The following is a 25,240-nucleotide window of genomic DNA, read 5'->3' on the forward strand; positions in this document are numbered from 1 at the left end:
GGGCCCCTGTCGCCGCCGATGGGGGCCCGCACCGCGGATCAGTCGCCGGCCGAGGCCGAAACGGTGTCCTGGGCCGGGGAGTTGTGGCCGTCGTGGTGGTGCCGCCCCAGCGGGATCACCAGCGGGGTGCCGCTGACCGGGTCGGGCGTGATCCGGCAGCGCAGGTCGAAGACGTCCTCGACGGTCGCCTCGGTGACCACGTCGGCGGGCGCGCCCTCGGCGACGATCCGGCCGCCCTTCATGGCGATGACGTGATCGGCGTACCGGCAGGCCTGGTTGAGGTCGTGCAGGACCATCACCACCGTGCGGCCCTCGCGCCGGTTGAGGTCCGTGATCAGGTCGAGCACGTCGATCTGGTGGGCGAGGTCGAGATACGTCGTCGGCTCGTCCAGGAGCAGCACGGGCGTGCCCTGGGCGACCGCCATGGCTATCCACGCGCGCTGCCGCTGGCCGCCGGAGAGCTCGTCCACCGAACGGTCCGCGAGTTCGGTGAGGTTGGTGGCCTCCAGGGCCGCGTGCACGGCCTCCTCGTCGGCGGCCGACCACTGCCGCCACCAGGTCTGGTGGGGGGACCGGCCCCGGCCCACCAGGTCGAGGACGGTCAGCCCCTCGGGCGCCACCGGGGTCTGCGGCAGGATGCCGAGTTTGCGGGCGAGTTCACGGGTCGGCACGGACCGCAGCGCGACGCCGTCCAGCTCCACCACGCCCTGGCGCGGGGCCAGCAGCCGGGCGAGCGCCCGCAACAGGGTCGATTTCCCGCAGGCGTTGGCGCCGACGATGGCGGTGATCCGGCCGGTCGGCACGGTGAGGTCGAGGTTCTCGACCACCGCCCGTCCGTCGTAGGCGAGATGAAGATCACGTGCCCGCAACTCGGGCCCGGAGGCGGGCGATTCGGACGTCCGCGGGGCGCGCGGGTCAGTGGTCGACATGCGATCAGCCTCCAGAGCCCGCGCGGTTGACGCGGATGAGCAGCCACAGCAGGATCGGCGCGCCCAGGGCGCCGGTGACGATACCGACCGGCAGTTCCGTCCCCGGGACCGCCTCGCGGGCGAGGAGGTCCGAACCGAGGACGACGAACGCGCCGGTGAGACCGGAGACGAGCGGGGGCGGCGACGAGGTGCCCGCCAGCCGCTGGGCGATCTGCGGACAGGCCAGCGCGACGAACGCCACCGGACCGGCCGCCGCCGTACCGAACGCGACCAGCCCCACCCCGGCCAACAGCAGTGCCAGCCGCACGACTTGGACGGGGGTGCCGAGTCCGGCGGCCACGTCGTCGCCGAGCATCAGCGTGCGCATCCAGCGCCCCATGCCCAGCGTCACGGGCAGGAGCACGGCGAGCGCGACGGCCAGGGAGTCGACCTGGCCCCAGGTCCGGCCGTTGAGGTTGCCGACCAGCCAGCCGAGGGCGGCCTCCGCCTCGAAGCGGTTGCCGCGCGCCACAAGGAAGTTGGTGGCGCTGGAGCAGATCCAGGACACCCCGATGCCGACCAGGATGATCCGGTACCCGGTGGCCCCGCCCTTCCACGCCAGCGCGTACACGAGCAGCGCGGTGACCAGGGCGCCGAGCAACCCCAGTGTGGACAGGCCGAGTCCGCCGGTCCAGCCCAGAACCACCGCCGCCACCACGGCGGTTCCGGCTCCTTCGGTGAGCCCGATCATGTCGGGGCTGGCCAGCGGATTGCGGGTCATCGTCTGGAACACCGCCCCGGACACCCCGAACGCGATCCCCACCAGCAGCCCGACCAGCGCGCGCGGCAGCCGCAGATCCTGGACGACGATGACCGTGCCCGCGTCGCCGGAACCCCACAGCGCCCTGATGACGTCGGTGAACGCCACGGGATAGTCGCCGATGGTCAGACCCCAGCAGAACAGCAGGAACGCGCCGGTCGCGACGCCGACCCCGGTGAGGAGCAGGCGCGGGCGCAGCACGCCGGACACCGGCGGGACGGTGAGCCGGAACGGCCGGTTGCCCAGGGCGGCCGGTGACGGTGGTGCGGACACTCTCATACCTCCGCGAGCTTCCGGCGGCGGACCAGGACGATGAAGAACGGGCCGCCGAGGAAGGCGACGAGGACACCGGCCTGGATCTCGCTCGGGCGGTCCACCATCCGGCCCAGGATGTCGGCGGACAGCAGCAGCACGGGCGCCAGCGCGGCGGACAGCGGCAGCAGCCACCGGTAGTCGGGGCCGATGCCGACCCACTGGGCGAGAACCCGGGCGATGTGCGGGACGACCAGACCGAGGAAGACCACGGGCCCGATGACGGCGACGGACGCGCCGGTCAGCAGCACGACCGCGGTGACCCCCTGGAGCCGGACCAGACCCAGCCGCCGTCCCAGCGAGGCGGCCACGTCGTCGCCGAGGGCCATGCTGTTGAGGGCGGGCGCGCAGGACAGCGCCAGTACGGCGCCCACGGCGAGGAAGGGCAGGACGCGCACCAGGTCGCCGGAGTCCTGGTCGGCCAGGGTGCCGGCCGACCAGAAGCGGTAGCGGTCCAGGGCGTCCTGGTCGGTCAGCACGATGGCGCTCGTGAAGGACTGGAGCAGTGAGGTGACGGCGACCCCGGCGAGCGCCAGTTTGACCGGAGTCGCCCCGGACCTGCCGAGCCGCCCCAGGAAGAAGACCACGACACTGGCGACCAGCGCCCCGCCGAACGCGAACCACACATAGCCGTAGAGCGAGGTGGCCCCCAGCACGCCGACCGCCAGGACGATCGCGAAGGACGCGCCCGCGCTCACCCCGAGGATTCCCGGGTCAGCGAGCGGATTGCGGGTCAGGGCCTGCATCAGCGCGCCGGACAGGCCGAGCGCGGCGCCCGTCGTCAGGCCGAGCAGGGTGCGCGGCACCCGGACCGACCAGATCACGTTGTCGATCAGCCTGCTGGGCGGATGGCCGAGCACCGACCGCACCACCTGGTCGAGCGGGACGCTGAGCGCGCCCAGCGCGACGGACAGCAGGGACAGCAGTACCAGGAGGGCGACGACGAGGGTCACCAGCACCGTGGTGCGAAGCCTTCTGCCTGAAGCCACGTGCGGGTCTCCATGTCGTCTTCCGGGTCATCTTCCGTGCTCCGGAGCCCTGTTGGCGGACCACCGGACAGCCCGGCCAGCAGCTTAGGTGAGCATAACCTCAGTGGCTGTGACATGGAGCGGTGGTTCCCGGGAGGGTCTATCAAGTAAGGCAATGCTTACCTTACTATGCGAGCGGTCGCGGCTCCGCTGAGCCGTTCCACACGCATTGGGAGGCACGGGCAACTGTGGCGGGCAACACGCTTTCTTCGGCACAGGCAGAGGCGCAGGCAACGGCGACGAACGAGTTCTGGCGACGGCGCTTCGCCGCACCGGTGCCGGAGACGGCACTGCCGCTGGACTTCCCCCGTCCGCCGCGCCAGGACGCCCCGGTGTCCCGCGCGCACCGCACCGTCCCACTCGGCGCCACGGCCGACCCGGCCACCCAACTGGCCGCCTTCGCCGCCCTGTTGCACCGCTACAGCGGCACACCGGCCACCGAGACGGCGATCGCCCACCAGGGCCTCCCGCTGCGCGTCACGATCGACGGCGACACCCCGTTCGCCCGACTCCGCGACCGGCTCAAGGCCGTCCGGGCCGAGGCCGCCACCCACCACCTGCCGACCACCGATCTCCTACGGCTCCTCGCCCCCGAACCCTTCCGGGGCGGCGGCCTGTTGTGCGCCACGGGCTTCGGCGCCGACCCCTGGGACGAGAGCGGCCCGCTGGACCTGGCCCTCACCGTGACCGACGGCGAGGTGACGGCCGACTACCGCACCGACCTCTTCACGCCCGCCACCGTCGACCTCGTCCTCGGCCACTACGCCAGCCTCCTCGCCGACGCCCTCGCCCGCCCGGACGCCCCGGTCGCCGACCTCGAACTCCTCGGCGCCGACGAGCACCGGCGCATCGTGCGCGACTGGAACGACACCGCGCACGACGTGCCCGCGCTCACCTGGCCCCGCATGTTCGCCGACCAGGTCGCCGCCCGCCCGCACGAGATCGCCCTCATCCACGAGGACGTCCGCCTCACCTACGCCGAACTCGACGCCCGCGCCGCGAAGTTGGCGCAGGCACTGGTGGCCCGGGGCGCCGGACCCGAGCAGGTCGTCGCGCTCGCCGTACCGCGCTCCGCCGACATGATCGTGGCCGAGGTCGCCGTCCTGAAGGCGGGCGCCGCCTATCTGCCCGTCGACACCGACTACCCGGCCGACCGCATCGCCTACATGCTCGCCGACGCCCGCCCGGTCTGCCTCGTGACCACCGCCGAGATCGCCCCCGACCTCCCGCCGGGCCTGGACCCGCTGGTCCTCGACGCCCCGGAGACGGTCGCCGAACTGGCCGCCCGTCCCGCCCAGGACCCGGGCACCGCCGACGAGTTGACGACCGCGCACGCCGCCTACGTCATCTACACCTCCGGCTCCACCGGCCGCCCCAAGGGCACCGTGCTGTCCCACGCGGGTGTCGCCAAACTGGTCGCCACCCAGCGGGAACGCTTCGGCATCGGCCCGCACAGCCGGGTCCTCCAGTTCGCCTCGCCCAGCTTCGACGTGGCGTTCTGGGACCTGTGCCTCGGCCTGCTCTCCGGCGGCCGGCTCGTCGTCGTCCCCGCCGACCGCCGCGTCCCGGGCGCCCCCCTCGCGGACTACGCGAACGAGCACGGCATCACCTTCATGATCCTGCCGCCCGCCCTCCTCGCGGCCATGCCCGACGACGTCCGACTCCCGCCCGAGGCAACCCTCCTGGCAGGAACGGAGCGCGTCTCGCCCGAACTGGTCGGACGCTACGCGCGCGGCCGGATGATGTTCAACGCCTACGGCCCGACCGAGGCCACCACCAACTCCACCCTCGGCCTGTGCGACCCGGACACCCCGGCCGGCACCATCGTGCCCATCGGCGTCCCCGACCCCGGCACCCGCGCCTACGTCCTCGACGACCGGCTGCGCCCCGTCCCCGCCGGGGTCACGGGAGAGCTCTACCTCGCGGGCGACGGCCTGGCCCGCGGCTACCTCGGCCGCCCCGCCCTGACCGCCGAACGCTTCGTCGCCGCACCCGCCGAACTGGCCGCCGCCCCCGGCGAACGCCTGTACCGCACCGGCGACTTGGTGCGCTGGAAGGCGGACGGCCGACTGGAGTTCCACGGCCGCGTCGACACCCAGGTCAAGATCCGCGGCTTCCGCATCGAACCGGGCGAGATCGAGTCCGTGCTGCGCTCCCACCCGGCCGTCGACCAGGCCGCCGTCGTCGTCCGCGAGGACCGGCCCGGCGAACGCCGCCTCGCCGCCTACGTCGTGCCCTCGCTGGACGCCGAGGCCACCCCCGACGAGGGCGTCGCCGACTGGAAGGACCTGCACGAACTCCTCTACTCCGCCGCCGGATCGGACGGCTTCGAGGAGAACTTCGCGGGCTGGAACAGCATGTACGACGGCCTGCCCATCCCGCTCGCCGACATGCGCGAGTGGCGCGAGACCACCCTCGACCGCATCCGCGCGCTGCGGCCCCGCCGCATCCTGGAGATCGGCGTCGGCTCCGGCCTGCTGCTCTCCCGGCTCGCCCCCGACTGCGCCGAGTACTGGGGCACCGACCTCTCCGAGGAAGCCGTCCGCGCCCTCGACGCCCAGGTGTCCGCGATCCCCGAACTCGCCGACCGCGTCACCCTGTCGGCCCGCCCCGCGCACGACCTCACCGGACTGCCCGAGGGCCACTTCGACACCATCGTCGTCAACTCCGTCATCCAGTACTTCCCCGGCGGCGACTACCTCACCGACGTGCTGCGCGCCGCCACCGCACTGCTCGCCCCCGGCGGCGCGGTGTTCGTCGGAGACGTCCGCAACCTGCGCCTGCTGCGCACCCTGAGCGCCGCCGTCGAGAGCGGGCGCGAGCGGGACGAGGCCGAGTCCGACAAGGAGGCCCTGCGCGCCGCCGTGGACCGGGCCGTCGCCTGGGAGGGCGAACTCCTCGTCGACCCCGACTACTTCACCACCCTCGACGGCCTCACCGCCGACATCCGCGTCAAGCGCGGCACCCACCACAACGAACTCACCCGCTACCGCTACGACGTCGTCCTCCACGCGCGGCCCGACGCCCCCGAGGAGACCCCCGACACGCCCTGGCCCGCGCTCGGTTCGCCGCGGGCGCTGGACGCCCTGCTCACCGCCCGCCCGCCGAGGTCGCGCGTCACCGGCATCCCCAACTCCCGCCTCGCCGACGACCTCGCCGCGCTCGACGCCCTCGCCGACAGCAGCAGGCCGGCCGCCGGACCCCACGGCGTGGACCCCGAGACCCTCTACGAGATCGCCGCCCGGCACGGCTACGAGCTGGCGCTCACCTGGAACGGGGACGCCGAGGACGGCAGCCTGGACGCCGTGTTCGCCCTCGGGACGGAGGCGCGGGCGCCCTACCGCCCCGGCGGCGGCCACCCGCTCACCAACCGCCCCGCCCCCTTCCGCAACGTCAACGCCCTGATGTCGACCCTGCGGACCCACGCCACCGAGTACCTGCCCGACTACATGGTCCCGGCCGCCTTCGTCCCGCTGGACCGGCTGCCCGTCACCCCCAGCGGCAAGCTCGACGCCGCCGCCCTGCCCGTCCCGGACCTCACCCGGCAGCTCAACGCGGGCCGCGCACCCGGGACCGCCCGCGAACAACTGCTCTGCGACCTGTACGCGCGGGCCCTCAAGGTCCCCTCGGTCGGTGTCGACGACGACTTCTTCGCGCTCGGCGGCGACAGCATCGTCGCCGTCCAACTCCTCATCCTCGCCCGCCGGGCAGGCCTGGAACTCACCCCGCGCGACGTGTTCCGCCACCGCACGGTCGCCGAACTCGCCACCGTCGCCCGTGCCAACACGGCCGACGACCCGGCCGCCACCCCGTGGCAGTCCCTGAGCGCGGACGAACTCGCCGCAGTACAGGGCGAGTTCCCCGTCACCGTCGAAGAGGTCCTGCCCCTCGGCCCGCTCCAGGAGGGCTTCTTCTTCCACGCCCTGGTGGACGGCGCCGAACACGACGCCTACGTCGTGCAGCAGGTCGTCGAACTGTCCGGCCCGGTCGACGGCACCCTGCTGCGCACGGCCGCCCGGCGACTCGTCGAACGGCACGCCCCGCTGCGCGCCTGCTTCCGCCAGACGCCGGACGGCCGACCGGTCCAGCTCATCGCCACCGGCCTCGAACTGCCGTGGCACGAAGTCGACCTGGCGGCCCAGGACGACCCCGCGGTCCGCCGCGCCCTCGCCGAGGCCGTGGCCGCCGACGAACGCGCCCACCGCTTCGACCTCGCCCACCCGCCGCTCATCCGCTGCGCCCTCATCCGCTTCGGCGAGGACCGCAGCCGACTGGTCCTGACGTTCCATCACATCGTCGCGGACGGCTGGTCCCTGCCCGTCCTGCACCGCGAACTCCTCGCCCTCTACGGCGAGCACCCCACCCCCCTGCCCGAGGTCGCCCCCTACCGCGGCTACCTGCGCCGGATCGCCGGAGCCGACCGCGACGCGGCCCGCGCCGCCTGGCGCACCGCGCTCGCCGGCGTCGACGAGCCCACCCGTCTCGTCACCACCCCCGTACCCGCCGGACCCCTCGAACCCGCCCAGATCCGAGTCGAGTTGACCGAACGGATCACCGCACGGCTCACCGCCCGCGCCCGCGAACGCGGAGTCACCCTCGGCACCCTCGTGCAGGGCGCCTGGGGCCTGCTCGTCGGCCGTATGACCGGCCGCCAGGACGTGCTGTTCGGCACCACGGTCGCCGGCCGCGACGCCGCCGTCGACGGCATCGAGTCGATGATCGGCCTGTTCATCAACACCCTGCCCACCCGCCTGCGCTGGGCCCCCGGCGACACCCTGGGCGCACTGCTCGACCGGCTCCAGGACGAACAGAGCGCGCTCCTGGACCACCAGCACCTCGGCCTCGCCGACATCCAGCGCGCCACCGGCCACGCGGGCGACGGCGAACTCTTCGACACCCTCGTGGTGTTCGAGAACTACCCCGGCGGCGAGGGCGCCCCCGGCATCACCGACCCCACCGGCACGGTCGCCGTCGCCGGACACGCCTTCCATGACGCCGTGCACTACCCCCTCGCCCTCATCGTCAAGCCCGGCCGCCGCCTCGACCTGCGCCTCAAGCACCACGCCGGACGCCTCGACGCCGACGCCGTGCAGGCCCTCGCCGACCGGCTCACCCTCGTCCTGCACGCCCTGGCCGACGACCCCGGCGCCCGTGTCGCCGACCTCGACCTGCTCACCCCGGACGAGAAGACCAGCGCCCACCCGGCGGGCGAGACCCGGGCGGTCCCGGCCACCACGCTCGCCGCCGCGTTCGCCGCGCAGGTTGCCCGCACCCCGGACGCCACGGCCGTCGTCTTCGCCGACACGACCCTGACCTACGCCGAACTGAACGCGCGGGCCGAGGAGTTGGCCGCCCGCCTGCGGGCCGGGGGAGCGGGCCGCGAGCGGTTCGTCGCCGTCGCCGTACCCCGTTCCGCCGAACTGATGGTGGCGCTCCTCGGCGTCCTGAAGTCGGGGGCCGCCTATCTGCCCCTCGACCTCGACTACCCGGCCGAGCGCCTCGCGTACATGCTCACCGACTCGGGCGCCACCACGGTCGTCACGACGGAACGCGACGCGCACCGGCTCCCCCCGGTCGAAGGCCTCGACGTGCTGCGGCTCGACGCGCGGGACGAGGAAGCCCCGTTCGGCGGGACGGAGGAAGCCCCGTTCGGCGGAGCCGAGGACCCCGCCCGCCCCGACGACCCCGCCTACCTCATCTACACCTCCGGCTCCACCGGCCGCCCCAAGGGCGTCGTCGTCACCCACCGCGCCATCGGCAACCGGCTCGCCTGGATGCAGGGTGAGTACGAACTCACCGCCGACGACCGGGTGTTGCAGAAGACGCCGTCCAGCTTCGACGTCAGCGTGTGGGAGTTCTTCTGGGCGCTGCGCGAGGGCGCGGCCGTCGTCCTCGCCGCGCCGGACGGCCACCGCGACCCCGCCTACCTGGCCCGCCTGATCCAGGCGGAGGGCATCACCACGATGCACTTCGTGCCCTCGATGCTGGAGGCCTTCCTCGCCGCCGACGAGGTCACCGCCGACCCCGCCTGGGCGGTCGGCCTGCGCCGCGTGTTCAGCAGCGGCGAGGCCCTGTCCGGCTCCGCGGCCCGCCGCTGGCACGAGCTGACCGGCGTTCCGCTGCACAACCTCTACGGCCCCACCGAGGCCGCCGTCGACGTCACCTACCACGCCTGGGACGGCGCGCCCGACGCCACCGTGCCCATCGGCCGCCCCGTCTGGAACACCGGCCTGCGGGTCCTCGACTCCTGCCTGCGCCCGGTCCCGGACGGCGTCCCCGGCGAGCTGTATCTGACCGGCGTCCAGCTGGCCCGCGGCTACCACCGGCGCCCCGCGCTCACCGCCGACCGCTTCGTCGCCGACCCGTACGCCACGGAGCCCGGCGCCCGCATGTACCGCACCGGCGACCTGGTCCGCCGCCGCCCCGACGGCACGATCGACTACCTCGGCCGCACCGACCGCCAGGTCAAACTGCGCGGCAACCGCGTGGAACTCGGCGAGATCGAGGCCGAGTTGACCCGCGTAGCGGGCGTGGCCCGGGGCGCGGTCGTCATCCGCGACCAGCGGCTCGTCGCGTACGCGGTTCCCGCGTCCGGGGCGGTCCTCGACCCCGCCGCCCTGCGCACCGCCCTCGCCGACGCGCTGCCCGCGCCGCTCGTCCCCGAGGCGTACGTCCTCCTCGCCGACCTCCCGCTCACCCCCAGCGGCAAGCTCGACCAGGCCGCCCTGCCCGCCCCCGAGACCGAGCGCGCCGAACGCCGGGCACCTGAGGGGCCGTTGGAGCAGCGGCTCACCGAGATCTTCGCCGCCGTCCTCGGTATCGAGGACGCGGGCCCCGACGACGACTTCTTCCGCCTCGGCGGCGACAGCATCAGCTCCATCGGCGTCGCGAGCCGCGCCCGCGCGGCGGGCCTGGAGCTGAGTCCGCGCGACGTGTTCACCCACCGCACACCGGCCGCCCTCGCGCTGGCGGCCGGCACCGCGACAGCCGTACCCGCCCACCGCGTCGAGGCGTTCAGCCTCACCGACGCCGAACAGGCCCGCGTCCGCGCCGTCGCCGCCCCGGCCCAGGTTGCCGACGTCTGGCCGCTGGCCCCCCTCCAGGAGGGCCTGTTCTTCCACTCGGCGTACGACGAGGGCGCGTTGGACGTCTACACCGTCCACGAGACCTTCGACTTCGCGACCCGGCTCGACACCGCCCGGCTGCGCGCCGCCGTCCGCACGCTCCTCGACCGCAACCCCGGTCTGCGCGCCGGATTCGTCAGCGACGGCCTCGACCAGCCCGTGCAGTTCATCGTCGAGGACCCGGAGATCCCCCTCGAAGAGGTGGACCTCTCCCTCCTCCCGGAAGTCGAACAGGACGCACTCCTCAAGGAGTTGACGGACGCCGAGCGCAACCGCCGCTTCGACCTGTCCGCACCCCCGCTCTTCCGGCTCCTGCTGCTCCGCCTCGGCGCGGAGCGCGGCGACCGGCTCGTCGTCGGCCGCCATCTGATCCTGTGGGACGGCTGGTCGGCCTGGCTGTTCCTCGACGAGCTGTTCGCGCTCTACGAGACGGGCGGCGACGCCGATTCCCTGCCCGCGCCCGGAAGTTACCGCGACTACCTGACCTGGCTGGAGGAGCAGGACGACGCGGTCGCCACGGCCGCCTGGCGCACCGCGCTGGCCGGTCTCGACGAGCCGACCCTGCTCGCGCCCACCGCGGCCGACGGCCTCGAACCGGTCATCCCCGACCAGCTCGACACCCTCCTGTCCGCCGAACTCGGCGACCGGCTGCGCGCGTTGGCGCCCGCTCACGGTCTGACCCTGAACACCGTCCTCAACGCGGCCTGGGGGCTCACCCTCGCCTCCGCGACCGGCCGCGCCGACGTGGTGTTCGGCACCACCGTCGCGGGCCGGCCCAGCGAGGTCCCGGACGTCGGCAACATCATCGGCCTGTTCCTCAACACCGTGCCGACCCGTATCGCCCTCGACCCCACCGAGCCGGTCCTCGACCTGCTCCGCCGCGTCCAGGGCGAACGCCTCGACCTGATGCCCTACGAGCACCTCAGCCTCGGTGTCCTCCAGGCCGAGACCGGTCACCGCAAGCTCTTCGACACGCTGTTCGTGCTGCGCAACAACGACACCGAGGAGCGGCTCGCCGACCTGAAGACCCGGCACGGCGCGACGGCCGTCGCCAACGTCGACGCCACCCACTACCCGGCCAACCTCGTCATCACCCCCGGCCGCGAGATCGCCGTCACCCTCACCCACCGCCCGGACCTCGTCCCGACCGACCGGGCGCAGGCCCTCCTGGACCGCTTCGCCCTGCTCGTCGACCGCCTCACCGCGGACCTCACGGCCCCGGTCGGCTCCCTCGACGCCCTCCTGCCCGCCGAACTCGACGCGCTGCGAAGGGAGTCGGCGGCCAGCCGGGTCCCCGCCCCCGAGGACACCATCGCCGACCTGCTGGCCGCCCAGGCGATCCGCACCCCGGACGAACGCGCCCTCGTCTTCGGCGAGCGGAGCATGACCTACGCCGAACTCGACGCCGCCGTCAACCGCATGGCCCACCTGCTGACCGACCGCGGCGCGCGCCCCGAGCAGGTCGTCGCCCTCGCCCTGCCGCGCTCCCTCGACATGGTGGTCGCGCTCTTCGCGGTGCTGCGCACCGGAGCGGCCTATCTGCCCCTGGAACTGGACCACCCGGCCGACCGGCTCTCCCTGATGCTGGCCGACGCGAGCCCCCTCCTCCTGCTCAGCATCACGGCCGTGTCCGCCACGCTGGACGGCGACATGACCCGCGTCCTGCTCGACGACCCGTACACCAAGGGGGAGTTGGCGGAACAACCGGACACCCCTGTCCACCGCCGCTTCAGCCTCGAACACCCCGCCTACGTCATCTACACCTCCGGCTCCACCGGCCGCCCCAAGGGCGTCGTCACCCCCTACCGGGGCCTGACGAACATGCAGTTGAACCACCAGAAGGAGATCTTCGAACCCGCCATCGCCTCGGCCGGCGGACGGCGGCTGCGGATCGCGCACACCGTGTCCTTCGCCTTCGACATGTCGTGGGAGGAACTGCTCTGGCTCGTCGAGGGCCACGAAGTGCACGTCTGCGACGAGGAGTTGCGGCGCGACGCCGAGGCACTGGTCGCCTACTGCGAACGCCACCGCGTCGACGTCGTCAACGTCACGCCCACCTACGCCCGGCTGCTGATCGAACAGGGCCTGCTGGAGGGCCATGTCCCGCCCCTGGTGCTCCTCGGCGGCGAAGCCGTCCCGGAGACGGTGTGGGCGGCACTGCGCGACACCGACGGGACGTACGGCTACAACCTCTACGGGCCGACCGAGTACACCATCAACACCCTCGGCGGCGGCACCCTCGACAGCGACACCCCGACCGTCGGCAAGCCGATCCGGGGCACCCGCGCCCACATCCTCGACGCCTGGCTGCGCCCGGTGCCGGACGGCGTGCCCGGCGAGCTGTACATCGCCGGAATCGGCCTGGCCCGCGGCTACTTGGACCGGCCCGCGCTGACGTCGGAGCGCTTCGTCGCGGACCCGTTCGGCGAGCCCGGCGAGCGCATGTACCGCACCGGCGACCTGGTCCGCCGCAACCCGGACGGCAACCTCGACTTCCTCGGCCGCACCGACGACCAGGTCAAGATCCGCGGCTACCGCATCGAACCCGGCGAGATCGAGACCGCCCTCAGCCGCCACCCGCTGGTCTCCCAGGCCGCCGTGGTCGTCCGCGACGAACGCCTCGTCGGCTATGTCGTCCCCTCCGGCGCCGACCCGTCCGAGCGCACCGCCGCCGAGGCCGCGCAGGTGGGGGAGTGGCAGGAGATCTACTCCGACGAGTACGAGGAGATCGGCACCGCCGTCTTCACCGAGCGGTACGACGGCTGGGACAGCTCCTACGACGGCCGGCCCATCCCCTTCGAGGAGATGCACGAGTGGCGCGAGGCCACCCTCGCCCGCATCGGCTCGCTCAAGCCCCGCCGCATCCTCGAAGTCGGCGTCGGCTCCGGCCTGTTGCTGTCCCGGCTCGCCCCGGAGGCGGAGGCGTACTGGGCCACCGACTTCGCCGCCCCCGTCATCCGCAAGATCGGCGAGGAGGTCCGCCGCGACCCCGCCCTCGCCGCCAAGGTCGAACTGCGCTGCCGCCCGGCCGAGGACCTGAGCGGGCTGCCGTCCGCCTACTTCGACACGATCGTCATCAACTCCGTCATCCAGTACTTCCCGAGCATCGACCACCTGACCACCGTCATCAACGGCCTGATGGACCTGCTCGCGCCCGGCGGCGCCCTGTTCGTCGGCGACGTCCGCAACCTGCGGCTCGCCGGCACCTTCCACACCGAGATCCAGCGCACCAGGGGCACCGCCGAGGCGGACCTGGAGCGGACGGTGGAACGCGGTCTGCGCCTGGAGAAGGAACTCCTCGTGGACCCCGACTACTTCACCACCCTCGGCCACGGCGTCGACCTCCGCACCAAGCGCGCCCAGCACCACAACGAGCTGTCCCGGCACCGCTACGACGTCGTCCTCTACGCCGACGCGCCCGACGTGGACCTGGACGCCGTCCCGTCCGTCGACTGGGCCACCGGCAACACCATCGGCGAACTCCTGCGCGGCGACTGGACGTCGGCCGAGGCGATCGGTCAACTCCTGCGCGGCGGCTGGTCCGCGACCGGCGCCACCGCCGAACGCCCGCGCGGCGAACGCCCCGAGGCCCTGCGCCTCACCGGTATCCCCGACGGCCGTACCACGGAGACGGGCGTCGACCCCGAGCACCTGCACGAACTCGGGACGGCGGCCGGATACCAGGTGCTGACGACATGGTCGGAGCGGCCGGGCACCTATGACGCCGTGTTCCTGAAGGCGTCCGAACTCCGCCTGACCGGCGGCCTGTTCAAGCCCGGCGGCGGCACCCACCCCTACGCCAACGACCCCACCGCCGCCCGCGAGGCCAGCGCGCTGGTACGACGGCTGCGCGAGGACCTGGGCCGCGAACTGCCCGACTACATGGTCCCGTCCGCCTTCGTCACCGTCGACGGCCTGCCCATGAACGCCAACGGCAAGCTCGACGTCCGCGCCCTGCCCGACGCCGAACCCGCCGTCGCCCTCGGCGGTGGACGCGGCCCGCGCACCCCCCGGGAAGAGGTGCTGTGCCGCCTGTTCGCCGAGGTGCTGGGGCTGCCGGAGGTCGGCGCCGAGGACAACTTCTTCGACCTGGGCGGCCATTCGCTGCTCGCCACCCGGCTGGTCAGCCGCGCCCGCACCGAACTCGGCGCCGAACTCGCCATCCGTGACCTGTTCGAGGCCCCGACCCCCGCGCTGCTCGCGGGCCGCGCGGACACGGCGAGCCCGGCCCGTCCGGCGGTCGCTCCCGTCGCCGACCGGCCCGCCCGCATCCCGCTGTCGGCCGCCCAACGACGGCTGCTGCTCGTCGAACAGATCACCGGCAGCTCGGTCGCCTACAACTTCCCACTGGTCTTCCGGCTGCGCGGCACCCTCGACACCGAGGCCCTGGCCGCCGCCCTGCGCGATGTCGCCGGCCGGCACGAGGCGCTGCGGACCGTCTTCCCGACGCACGAGGGCGAGCCGTACCAGCGGATCGTCCCGGCCGAGGAGGCGGTCCCGGCCTGCACGGTCGTCGACTGCGCCGAGGACGGACTGCCCGCGCTGATCGAGTCCGCCCAGCGCCGTCCCTTCGACCTCACCGTCGAACTCCCGCTGCGCTGCGAGGTGTTCAGGCTCGGCGCCGACGAGCACGTGGTGGCCGTCGTGCTGCACCACATCACCACCGACGAGTGGTCCGACCGCCCCTTCCTCGCCGACCTGGACACCGCCTACGCGGCCCGCCGCGAGGGACGGGCCCCCGACTGGGCGCCCCTGCCGGTGCAGTACGCCGACTACACGCTCTGGCAGGACGACCTCCTCACCCGCACCGGCGAGGCCCAACTCGCCCACTGGGCACAGGCCTTGACCGGTCTGCCGGACGAACTCGCCCTGCCCGCCGACCGGCCGCGTCCCGTGGAGCCGACCGGCCACGGCGGCAAGGTTCGCCTGGAACTGCCCACCGCGACCGGCCACGCCCTGCGCGACCTCACCACCGCCACCGGGACCAGCATGTTCATGCTGTTCCAGGCGGCCACCGCCGCACTCCTGAACCGGCTCGGCGCGGGCGACGACATCCCGCTCGGCGCCCCCATCGCGGGCCGCACCGACGAGGCCCTCGCCGACCTGGTGGGCTTCTTCGTCAACACCCTCGTGCTGCGCACCGACGTGTCCGGCGACGAACTCACCTTCCGTGAACTCCTGGGCCGGGTGCGGGAGTCGTCCCTCGCCGCCTTCGAGTACCAGGACCTGCCCTTCGACCGGGTCGTGGAGGCCCTCAACCCGCCCCGCGTGGCGGGACGCAACCCGCTTTTCCAGGTCATGCTCGGCTACCACCACCGCCCCGACGGCGACCCGGACGTGCTCGGTCTCGCGACCGAGTGGTTCGACATGGACACCGGCATGGCCAAGTTCGACCTGCACTTCACCTTCGTCGACGAGACCGGCCACGACCGGGTGGTCCTGCTCCTGGAGTACGCGACCGACCTCTTCGACCACGCCACCGCCGAACGCGTCGCCGGCCGCATGGCCCGCCTCCTGGACCACGCGGCGGCCGAACCCGACCGCCCAGTGCGGGACTTGGACCTCCTGGAGGACACCGAGCGCGCCGTGGTGCTGGGGGAGTGGAACGCCACCGAGCACCCCGTCCCCGCCACCACCCTCCCGGAACTCTTCCGCGCCCAGGTGGCCCGCACCCCCGACGCGACGGCCCTCGTCTTCGAGGGCCGGCGGCTCACCTACACGGAGCTGGACGCCCGAGTGGAGCGCACGGCACGGGTGTTGACCGCGCTCGGCGCGGGCCCCGAGCGGACCGTCGCCGTGGCCCTGCCGCGCTCACTCGACCTCGTCGTCGCCCTGCTCGCCGTCCACCGCGCCGGAGCCGCCTACCTCCCGCTCGACCCCGACTACCCGCAGGACCGCCTCGCCCTCATGGTCGAGGACGCCCGCCCGGTGTACGTCCTCCGCGACATCCTGCCGACCGGCCCCGAGGCCCAACTCCCCACGTCCTACGACCCGTCGAGCCCGGCGTACGTCATCTACACCTCCGGCTCCACCGGCCGCCCCAAGGGCGTCGTCGTCCCGCACGAGGGCATCGTCAACCGGCTGCTGTGGATGCAGGACGCGTACGGACTCACGCCCGACGACCGGGTGTTGCAGAAGACACCGTCCAGCTTCGACGTGTCGGTGTGGGAGTTCTTCTGGCCCCTGATCACCGGCGCCACCCTGGTCGTCGCCCGCCCCGAAGGGCACCGCGACCCGGCCTACCTGGCCCGGCTGATCCGCGAACAGGACGTCACCACCGTCCACTTCGTGCCCTCCATGCTCCAACTCTTCCTGGAGGAACCGGCCGCGGCCCACTGCGCCGGACTGCGCCGCGTGATGTGCAGCGGCGAGGCCCTGCCCGTCGCCCTCACCCACCGCTTCCACGACGTCCTGACCGGCACCGAACTGCACAACCTCTACGGCCCGACCGAGGCCTCCGTCGACGTGACGGCCATCGAGATCGCACCGGACGCGGCGAGCGTGCCGATCGGCCGCCCGGTGTGGAACACCCGCACCTACGTCCTCGACGCGGGCCTGCGCCCGGTACCGCCCGGTGTCCCGGGCGAGCTGTACCTCGCGGGCGGGCAGCTCGCGCGCGGCTACCTCGACCGGCCCGGCCTGACCGCCGAACGCTTCGTCGCGGACCCGTACGGCGCGCCCGGCACCCGGATGTACCGGACCGGCGACCTGGCCCGCTGGAACGCGGACGGGACGATCGACTACCTGGGCCGCACCGACCACCAGGTGAAGGTGCGCGGCTTCCGCGTCGAACCCGGCGAGATCGAGGGCGTGTTGACCACGCACCCGTCCGTCGCGCACGCGGTCGTGGTGGTCCGGGAGCAGAACCTCGTCGCCTACGTGGTCCCGGCCGGCTCCGTCGACGTGACCGCGCTGCGCGCCCACACCGCCGCCGCCCTGCCCGCCCACATGGTCCCCGCCGCCTTCGTCACGCTGGACGCGCTGCCGCTGACCCCCAACGGCAAGCTCGACCGCGCCGCCCTGCCCGCCCCCGACTTCACGACCGCCACGGGCACGGGCACGGGCACCGCGCCGCGCGGCCCGCGCGAGGAGATCCTCACCGGACTCTTCGCCGACGTCCTCGGCCTCGAACAGGTCGGTGCGGACGGCGACTTCTTCGCGCTCGGCGGCCACTCCCTGCTCGCCATGCGCCTGGTCAGCCGCGTCCGTGCGCTGCTCGGCGCCGACCTCACCGTCCGTACCGTCTTCGAGGCCCCCACACCCGCCCTGCTCGCGGCCCGGCTCGACGACCCGGCCGGCGGCCTGCCCGCCCTCGCCCCCGCCGAGCGACCCGACGAACTCCCGCTCTCCTTCGCCCAGCAGCGCCTGTGGCTGCTGCACCGCATCGAAGGGCCGGGCGCCACCTACACCATCCCGGCCGCCTGGCGGCTGACCGGCACGCTCGACCGGGACGCGCTGTCCGCCGCGCTCGACGACCTCGCCGCACGCCACGAAAGCCTGCGCACGGTCTTCCCCGAGCGGGACGGCCGCCCCCGGCAGATCGTGCTCGACCAGGCCACGGTGCCCCTGCGCCACCGCACGGTCACGGAGACCGAACTGCCCGGCCTGCTCGCCGAAGCGGCGGCGCGCGGCTTCGACATCGACCGCGAACTCCCGCTGCGCGCCCATGTGTTCGAGGTGAGCGAGGACCAGCATGTGCTGCTGCTGGTGCTGCACCACATCGCCGGCGACCAGTGGTCGGACGGTCCGCTCTGGCGCGACTTGGCCACCGCCTACGAGGCCCGCCGCGAGGGACACGCACCCGCGTGGGCGCCGCTTCCCGTGCAGTACGCCGACTACGCCCTCTGGCACCGCGACGCACTCGGCGACCCCGACGCCCCGGACAGCCGCCAGGCCCGCCAACTCGCCTACTGGCAGCGGACGCTGGCCGGTATTCCCGACGAACTCGCGCTGCCCGTCGACCGGCCCCGCCCGCTGGAGAGCAGCCACCGGGGCGGTGCCGCGGAGCTGACCCTCGACGCCGAACGGACCGGCGCGCTGCGGGCGTTGGCCCGTCGCCACGGCGTCAGTATGTTCATGGTCACCCAGGCCGCCGTCGCCGCGCTGCTGCACCGGCTCGGCGCCGGGGACGACATCCCGCTGGGCGCGCCGATCTCCGGGCGGGCCGACGAACACCTCGAAGACCTGATCGGGTTCTTCGTCAACACCCTTGTCCTGCGCACCGATCTCTCCGGCGACCCCACGTTCGCCGAGCTGCTCGCCCGCGTCCGGGACACCGACCTCGCCGCCTACGAGCACCAGGACCTGCCCTTCGAGCGGCTGGTCGAGGCGGTCAACCCGGCCCGCTCACTGGCCCGGCACCCGCTGTTCCAGGTGATGGTCGTCCACCTCGACGACGAGGGCGCCACGCCCGCGCTGCCCGGACTGACCGCCAGGCGCGAGGAACTCGGCCAGCAGGGCGCCAAGTTCGACCTCAGCTTCGACTTCGTCGAGCGGGGCGCGGACGGCATGCGCTGCTGGATCGAGTACAGCGCCGACCTCTTCGACCGGTCCACCGCCGAACTCCTCGCCCAGCGGCTGGAGTCGCTGCTGTCCCAGATCGCCCTGGACCCCGACCGGCGTATCGGCGCCCTCGACGTCCTGCGCGACGACGAGCGCGCCCGCGTCCTCACCGACTGGAACGCCACCACCCGTACCGTCCCCGACCTCACCCTGCCCGAGCAGTTCCGCCGCCAGGTCGCCCGGACCCCCGAGGCCACCGCGGTCGTCTTCGAGGACACCGCCCTCACCTACGCCGAACTCGACCTGCGCGTGGAGAAGTTGGCGCACACCCTCGCCGCACACGGGGCACGGGCCGAGGCCGTCGTAGCCGTGGCGCTGCCGCGCTCCCTCGCCCTCGTGGTCGCCCTGCTCGCCGTCCACCGCGCGGGCGCCGCCTACCTGCCCCTCGACACCGGCTACCCGGCCGACCGCATCGCCTACACGCTCACCGACGCCCGCCCCGTCTGCCTGGTCACCGCCGAGGGCGTCGCCCTCCCGGACACCGACGTGCCCACCCTCACGGTCGGCACCGACGGCACCCCCGACCGGCCGGCGCACGCGCCGCTGCCCACCGTCCACGACCCCCGCCACCCCGCCTACGTCATCTACACCTCCGGCTCCACCGGCCGCCCCAAGGGCGTCACCGTCCCCCACCAGGGCATCAGCAACCGCCTGTCGTGGATGCAGGACACCTACCGCCTCGACGCCGAGGACCGCGTCCTCCAGAAGACCCCGGCCGGATTCGACGTGTCCGTATGGGAGTTCTTCTGGCCGCTGATCACCGGGGCGACGCTCGTCGTGGCCCGCCCCGAGGGCCACCAGGACCCGGCCTACCTCGCCGGGCTGATGCGGCGTCAGCACATCACCACGGCCCACTTCGTGCCGTCCATGCTGCGCGCCTTCCTCGACGAACCCACCGCCACCGGCTGCGCCGACCTGCGCCATGTCATGTGCAGCGGCGAGGCCTTGCCCGCACCGCTGGCCGCCCGCTTCCACCAGGTGCTGCCGGACGTACGCCTGCACAACCTCTACGGCCCCACCGAGGCGTCCGTCGACGTCACCGCCCACGAGGTGCCCGCCGACCCGGCCACCGTGCCCATCGGCCGACCGGTGTGGAACACCCGCACCTACGTCCTCGACGCCCACCTGCGCCCGGTACCGCCCGGCGTGGCCGGCGAACTGTACCTGGCGGGAGTCCAGTTGGCGCGCGGCTACCTCGGCCGCTCCGCCCTGACCGCCGAACGCTTCGTGGCCGACCCGTACGCGGGCGAACCCGGCGCCCGGATGTACCGCACCGGCGACCTGGCCCGCTGGACCCGCGACGGTGAACTGGAGTACCTGGGCCGCGCCGACGACCAGGTCAAGCTGCGCGGCTTCCGGATCGAACTCGGCGAGATCGAGAGCGTGTTGGCCGCGCACCCGAGCGTCGCGCACACGACCGTCCTGGTCCGGGACGAACGGCTCGTGGCGTACGTCGTCCCGGCCGGCGCCCCCGCCGGATCCGCCGAACTCCGCGCCCACGCGGCCCGTTCGCTGCCCGACCACATGGTCCCGGCGGCCGTCGTCACCCTCGACGCCCTTCCGCTCACCCCCAACGGCAAGCTGGACCGCCGCGCGCTGCCCGCGCCCGACTTCGCCGCCGAGGTCACCGACACCCGGCCGCGCACCGGACTGGAGGAGACCCTCTGCGCGCTCGTCGCCGACGTCCTCGGGCTCGAACGGGTCGGTGTCGAGGACGACTTCTTCACCCTCGGCGGCGACAGCATCGTCGCCATGCAGCTGGTCGCCCGCGCCCGCGCGGCCGGGCTCACCTTCAGCCCGCGTGACGTCTTCCGCCACAAGTCGGCGGCCGGGCTCGCCACGGTGACCGCCACCGCCGTCACCGCCGAGCGTGCGGGCGACACCGTGCTGCTCGACCTCACCGACGACGAGCGCGCCGAACTCGCCGCGCTGCCCGCCGGAACCGAGGTCCTGCCCGTCTCCCCGCTCCAGGCCGGCCTGCTCTTCCACGCCGCCCTCGACTCGGGCGACGACGGCCCGGACGTCTACACCGTCCAGGTCTCCTACGACCTCGAAGGCGCCCTGGACGCCGACCGGTTGCGCACCGCCGCACAGGCGGTGCTCGACGCGCACGAGAACCTGCGCAGCGGCTTCCGCCACCTGTCCTCCGGGCGGCCGGTGGCCGTCGTGGCGCGGACGGCCGTACTGCCGTGGCGGCAGCTCGACCTGGCCGACGAGCCCGCGGAGTGGGAGCGGCTGCTGGTGCAGGAGCGGCGCCGCTTCGACCTCGAACAGCCGCCGCTGCTGCGGCTGTTGCTGGCCCGCCTCGGCCCGGACCGGCACCGGCTCGTGCTCTCGCACCAGCACCTCCTGCTCGACGGCTGGTCGCTGCCGCTGCTCACCGCCGAGATATGGGCCCGCTACGAGGGCCGCACTCCGGCCGCCCCCGTGCCGTACCGCGAGCACCTGCGGCTGCTGGCCGCCCAGGACCCGGCCGCCTCCGCCGCCGCGTGGGCGCAGGCCCTGGGCGGGCTGGCCGAGCCGACCCGGCTCGCGCCGGTCGACCCCGACCGGGCCGCCGCCGTGCCGAGCACCCACACCGTGGAGCTGGACCCGGACCGCACGGCGGAGCTGGAGGCGTTCGCGCGCCGCCGGGGCGTCACCGTCAACACCCTGGTCCAGGCCGCCTGGGGCGTGCTCCTCGGCCGGCTCACCGGGCGCGACGACGTGGTGTTCGGCGCCACCGTCGCCGGGCGCTCGCCCGAACTGGCCGGTGCCGAGTCGATGATCGGCCTGTTCATCAACACCGTGCCGGTACGGGTGAACGTCCGCCCCGAGGAGAGCACCGCGGACCTCCTGACCCGGCTCCAGGACGAGCAGTCCGCCCTCATCGCCCACCAGCACCTCGGTCTCGCCGACATCCAGCGGGCCGCCGGACTCGGTGAACTCTTCGACACCCTCGTGGTGTTCGAGTCGTACCCGGTCGCCGACGCGGACGAGGACGGCGACGGACCGCGCGTCAGCGTCCGCGACCACGAGGACTCCACCCACTACCCGTTCGCGTGGGCCGTCGAGCCCGCCGAACGGCTGCGGCTGACCGCCGAGTTCCGTCCCGACCTGTTCGCACCCGCCGTCGTACGACGGATCTCGGACGCCCTGACCACCCTCCTCACCGGGATGGCGGCCGACCCGGACCGCCCGGTCGGACGCCTCGACCTGCTCGGCTCCGCCGACCTGCACACCGTCCTGGAGAGCTGGAACGACACCGCGCTCCCGCCCGCCGAACGCCTCGGGACGGTCCCCGAGCTGTTCGCCGCGCAGGCCGCCGCCGGGCCGGACGCGATCGCCGTCACCGACGGCCGTACGACCTGGACCTTCGGCGAACTCGACGCCCGCACCGACGACCTGGCCCGTATGCTCGCCGGACAGGGCGCCGGACCCGAGCGGATCGTGGCGCTCGCGCTGCCCCGTACCGTCGACCACATCGCCGCGATCCTCGCCGTGATGAAGGCGGGCGCCGCCTATCTGCCCCTCGACCCCGACCTGCCCGACTCCCGCCTGACCGGCATGCTCGACGACGCCCGGCCCGTGCTGATCCTGGCCACGGACGAGACCGCCGCCGCGCTGCCCGCGACCGGCGTACCGGTACTGCGACTCGACGCCCCCACCGAGGGCCTGCCGCAGGCCGAACCCGTCGCCCCCGGCCCCGACCACCCCGCCTACGTCATCTACACCTCCGGCTCCACCGGCCGCCCCAAGGGCGTCGTCGTCACCCAGCGGGGCATCGCCAACCTCTTCCACAGCCACCGCCACGACCTGCACGACGTCGCCAGGGAGCGCACCGGACTGCGCCGGCTGCGGGTCGGCCACGCCTGGTCGTTCTCCTTCGACGCCTCCTGGCAGCCGCAGCTGTGGCTGCTGGACGGCCACGCCCTGCACATCGCGGACGACGAGACCCGCCGTGACCCCGAACTCCTCGCCGAGTTCATCCGCGGCCGGGGCATCGACTTCATCGAGGTCACCCCGTCACTGCTCGCGCAGATGGCGGACAGCGGACTGATCGGCGCCGAGGGCGACTGCCCGCTCGCCGTCGTCGGCTTCGGCGGCGAGGCCGTACCCGAGTCGCTGTGGACCCGGCTCGCCGCCCTCCCGGACACCGAGGCCGTCAACCTCTACGGCCCCACCGAGGCCACCGTCGACGCGCTCGTCGGCCGGGTGCGCGACAGCGCCACCCCCGTCGTCGGACGCCCCGTCCACGAGTCCCGCGCCTACGTCCTCGACACCGCCCTGCGCCCGGTACCGCCGGGTGTCACCGGCGAGTTGTACCTGTCGGGACCCGGTCTGGCCCGTGGCTACCTCGACCGCCCCGACCTCACCGCCGAACGCTTCGTCGCCGACCCGTTCGCCGCGCCCGGCGCCCGCATGTACCGCACCGGCGACCTGGCCCGCTGGACCGAGGACGGTCTGCTGGAGTTCGCCGGACGCACCGACGACCAGGTCAAGATCCGCGGCTTCCGCATCGAACTCGCCGAGATCGAGGCCGCGTTGGACACCCACCCGGCCGTCGCCCAGACGGTCGTCGTGGCCCGCGAACACCGGCCGGGCATACGGCAGTTGATCGCCTACGCGGTCGCCGAGGCGACGGACGGGAGCGCGCTGCGCGCCCATGCCGCGGCCGTACTGCCCGACTACATGGTCCCGGCCGCCGTGGTCGTCCTGGACCGGCTGCCGCTGCTGTCCAACGGCAAGCTCGACCGATCCGCCCTGCCCGCACCGGACTTCACCGCGACGGGCGGCGGCCGGGCCCCCGCCAACGACGCCGAACGCACCCTGCGCGACCTGTTCGCGGACGCCCTCGGGCTGCCCGCCGAGGCCGTCGGCACGGACGACGACTTCTTCACCTTCGGCGGCGACAGCATCGTCGCCATGCAACTCGTCGCCCGCGCCCGCTCCGGCGGCCTGCGCGTCACCCCGCGCCAGGTCTTCCAGCACCGGACCGTCGCGGCCCTCGCGGCCGTCGCCGTACCGCTGGGCACCGGCGAGCGGCACGCCGTCCACGACGACGGCACCGGCACCGTCCCGCTCACCCCGATCATGCGCGGCCTGCTGGAACGCGGAGGCCCGATCGCCGCGTACCACCAGGCGGCCCTGGTCCAGACCCCCGCCGACCTGACCGAGGACGGACTCCTGACCGTCCTCAAGGCGCTCGCCGACCGGCACGACATGCTCCGCGCCCGGCTCGACCGCTCACCGGAATGGGCGCTGCGGGTACCGGCGGCCGAGGACACCGACGTCCGCACCTGGCTCACCCGGGCCGAGGTGCGCGGCGCGGACGAGACCGCGCTGCGCGCCGCCATCGCCCACCATGCCCAGGCGGCGAGGGACGGGCTCGATCCCGACAGCGGCGCGATGGTGCGGGCGGTCTGGTTCGACGCCGGACCCGGACAGGCCGGACGGCTGCTGATCCTCGTCCACCATCTGGTGATCGACGGCGTCTCCTGGCGCGTGCTGCTGCCCGACCTGGCCACCGCCTGGGCGGCCGTCCGGGGCGGCCGTACCCCCGAACTCGCCCCGGTGGAGCTGTCGTTCGCCCGCTGGTCCCGGCTCCTGGGGACCCGCGCCGGCGACCCCGCGGCCGAGGACGAACTGCCGTGGTGGACGTCCGCCCTCGCGGAGGGGGCCGACCTCCCGCTGGCCCGCGCGCTCGACCCGGCCCGGGACACCGTGGCCACCACCCGCTACCTCTCCCTGACCCTGCCCGCCGACCTCACCGAACCGCTGCTGAGCCGCGCCCCGGCCGCGTTCGGCGCCACCGTCAACGACGTCCTGCTCACCGCGTTCGCCCTCGCGGTCGGGGACTGGCGCACCCGGACCCTCGGCGCGCCGCAACCGGGCGGGCCCGTCCTGGTCGATCTGGAGGGCCACGGCCGCGAGGAGCGACTCGCGGGCGACGCCGACCTGTCCCGCACGGTGGGCTGGTTCACCAGCGTGGTCCCCGTACGGCTCGACCCGGGCCAGGCCGACGTGGCGGACGCCTTCGCGGGCGGGCCCGCGCTGGACACGGCCGTGGCCCGGGTCCGCGAGCACCTCGCCGCGCTGCCCATGGCCGGTGTCGGACACGGACTGCTGCGTCACCTCAACTCCGGGACCGGCCCGCTGCTCGCCCAACTCGCCGAGCCGCAGATCGAGTTCAACTACATGGGCCGCTTCGACCGCCCGGCGGCGGCCGACTGGTCCTACGCCCCCGAGGACGACGCGGCCGACCTCGACGCCGACCCCGGCCAGCCGATGTCGCACGCCCTGACCCTCAACGCCATCACCGAGAACCGCCCCGAGGGCCCGGAACTCAGCGCCCACTGGGCGTACGCGGCCGAACTCCTCACCGAGGAGCGGGTCCAGGACCTGGCCCGCACCTGGTTCCGGGCGCTGGAGGCCGTCGTACGACGCGCCGAAGTCCTCAACAGGCCCTGACCGAAACCCACTTACCCACCGCACCGCACGAGAGGC

General features: G+C 73.8%; 4 protein-coding genes. 1 reads left to right on the plus strand and 3 read right to left on the minus strand.

All coding sequences use genetic code 11. The annotated features are described in order from the left end of the window. Nucleotides 1-38 precede the first annotated feature (38 nt). The 3 genes from ACIQPR_RS38410 to ACIQPR_RS38420 are packed head-to-tail and all read right to left on the minus strand — an operon-like array spanning nucleotide 39 to nucleotide 3,029. Entirely contained in the window at nucleotides 39-929 is an 891-nt protein-coding gene (locus tag ACIQPR_RS38410) for an ABC transporter ATP-binding protein (RefSeq protein ID WP_403658438.1), read from the minus strand. Between the two features lie 4 nt (nucleotides 930-933). Further along, nucleotides 934-2,007, minus strand: coding sequence for a FecCD family ABC transporter permease (locus ACIQPR_RS38415; protein ID WP_403658441.1), 1,074 nt, complete (start codon nucleotides 2,005-2,007; stop codon nucleotides 934-936). Then, the gene (locus tag ACIQPR_RS38420) at nucleotides 2,004-3,029 is read right to left on the minus strand and encodes a FecCD family ABC transporter permease (RefSeq protein ID WP_403658444.1); all 1,026 of its coding nucleotides are present in this window, start codon (nucleotides 3,027-3,029) and stop codon (nucleotides 2,004-2,006) included. The genes ACIQPR_RS38415 and ACIQPR_RS38420 overlap by 4 nt, the downstream gene beginning before the upstream one ends. Nucleotides 3,030-3,256: 227 nt before the next feature. Here ACIQPR_RS38420 and ACIQPR_RS38425 point away from each other — a divergent pair, with 227 nt between their 5' ends. Next, a complete protein-coding gene (locus tag ACIQPR_RS38425) occupies nucleotides 3,257-25,204 on the plus strand; it encodes a non-ribosomal peptide synthase/polyketide synthase (RefSeq protein ID WP_403658447.1) in 21,948 nt (7,315 codons plus the stop codon). Nucleotides 25,205-25,240 lie beyond the last annotated feature (36 nt).

This window comes from Streptomyces sp. NPDC091280 (assembly GCF_044768565.1).
Classification (GTDB): Bacteria; Actinomycetota; Actinomycetes; order Streptomycetales; family Streptomycetaceae; genus Streptomyces.

Bases quoted from the DNA above. Each gene is read 5' to 3' on its own strand.
- ACIQPR_RS38410 (WP_403658438.1), bottom strand. From the start codon at position 929: ATGTCGACCACTGACCCGCGCGCCCCGCGGACGTCCGAATCGCCCGCC.
- ACIQPR_RS38415 (WP_403658441.1), bottom strand. From the start codon at position 2,007: ATGAGAGTGTCCGCACCACCGTCACCGGCCGCCCTGGGCAACCGGCCG.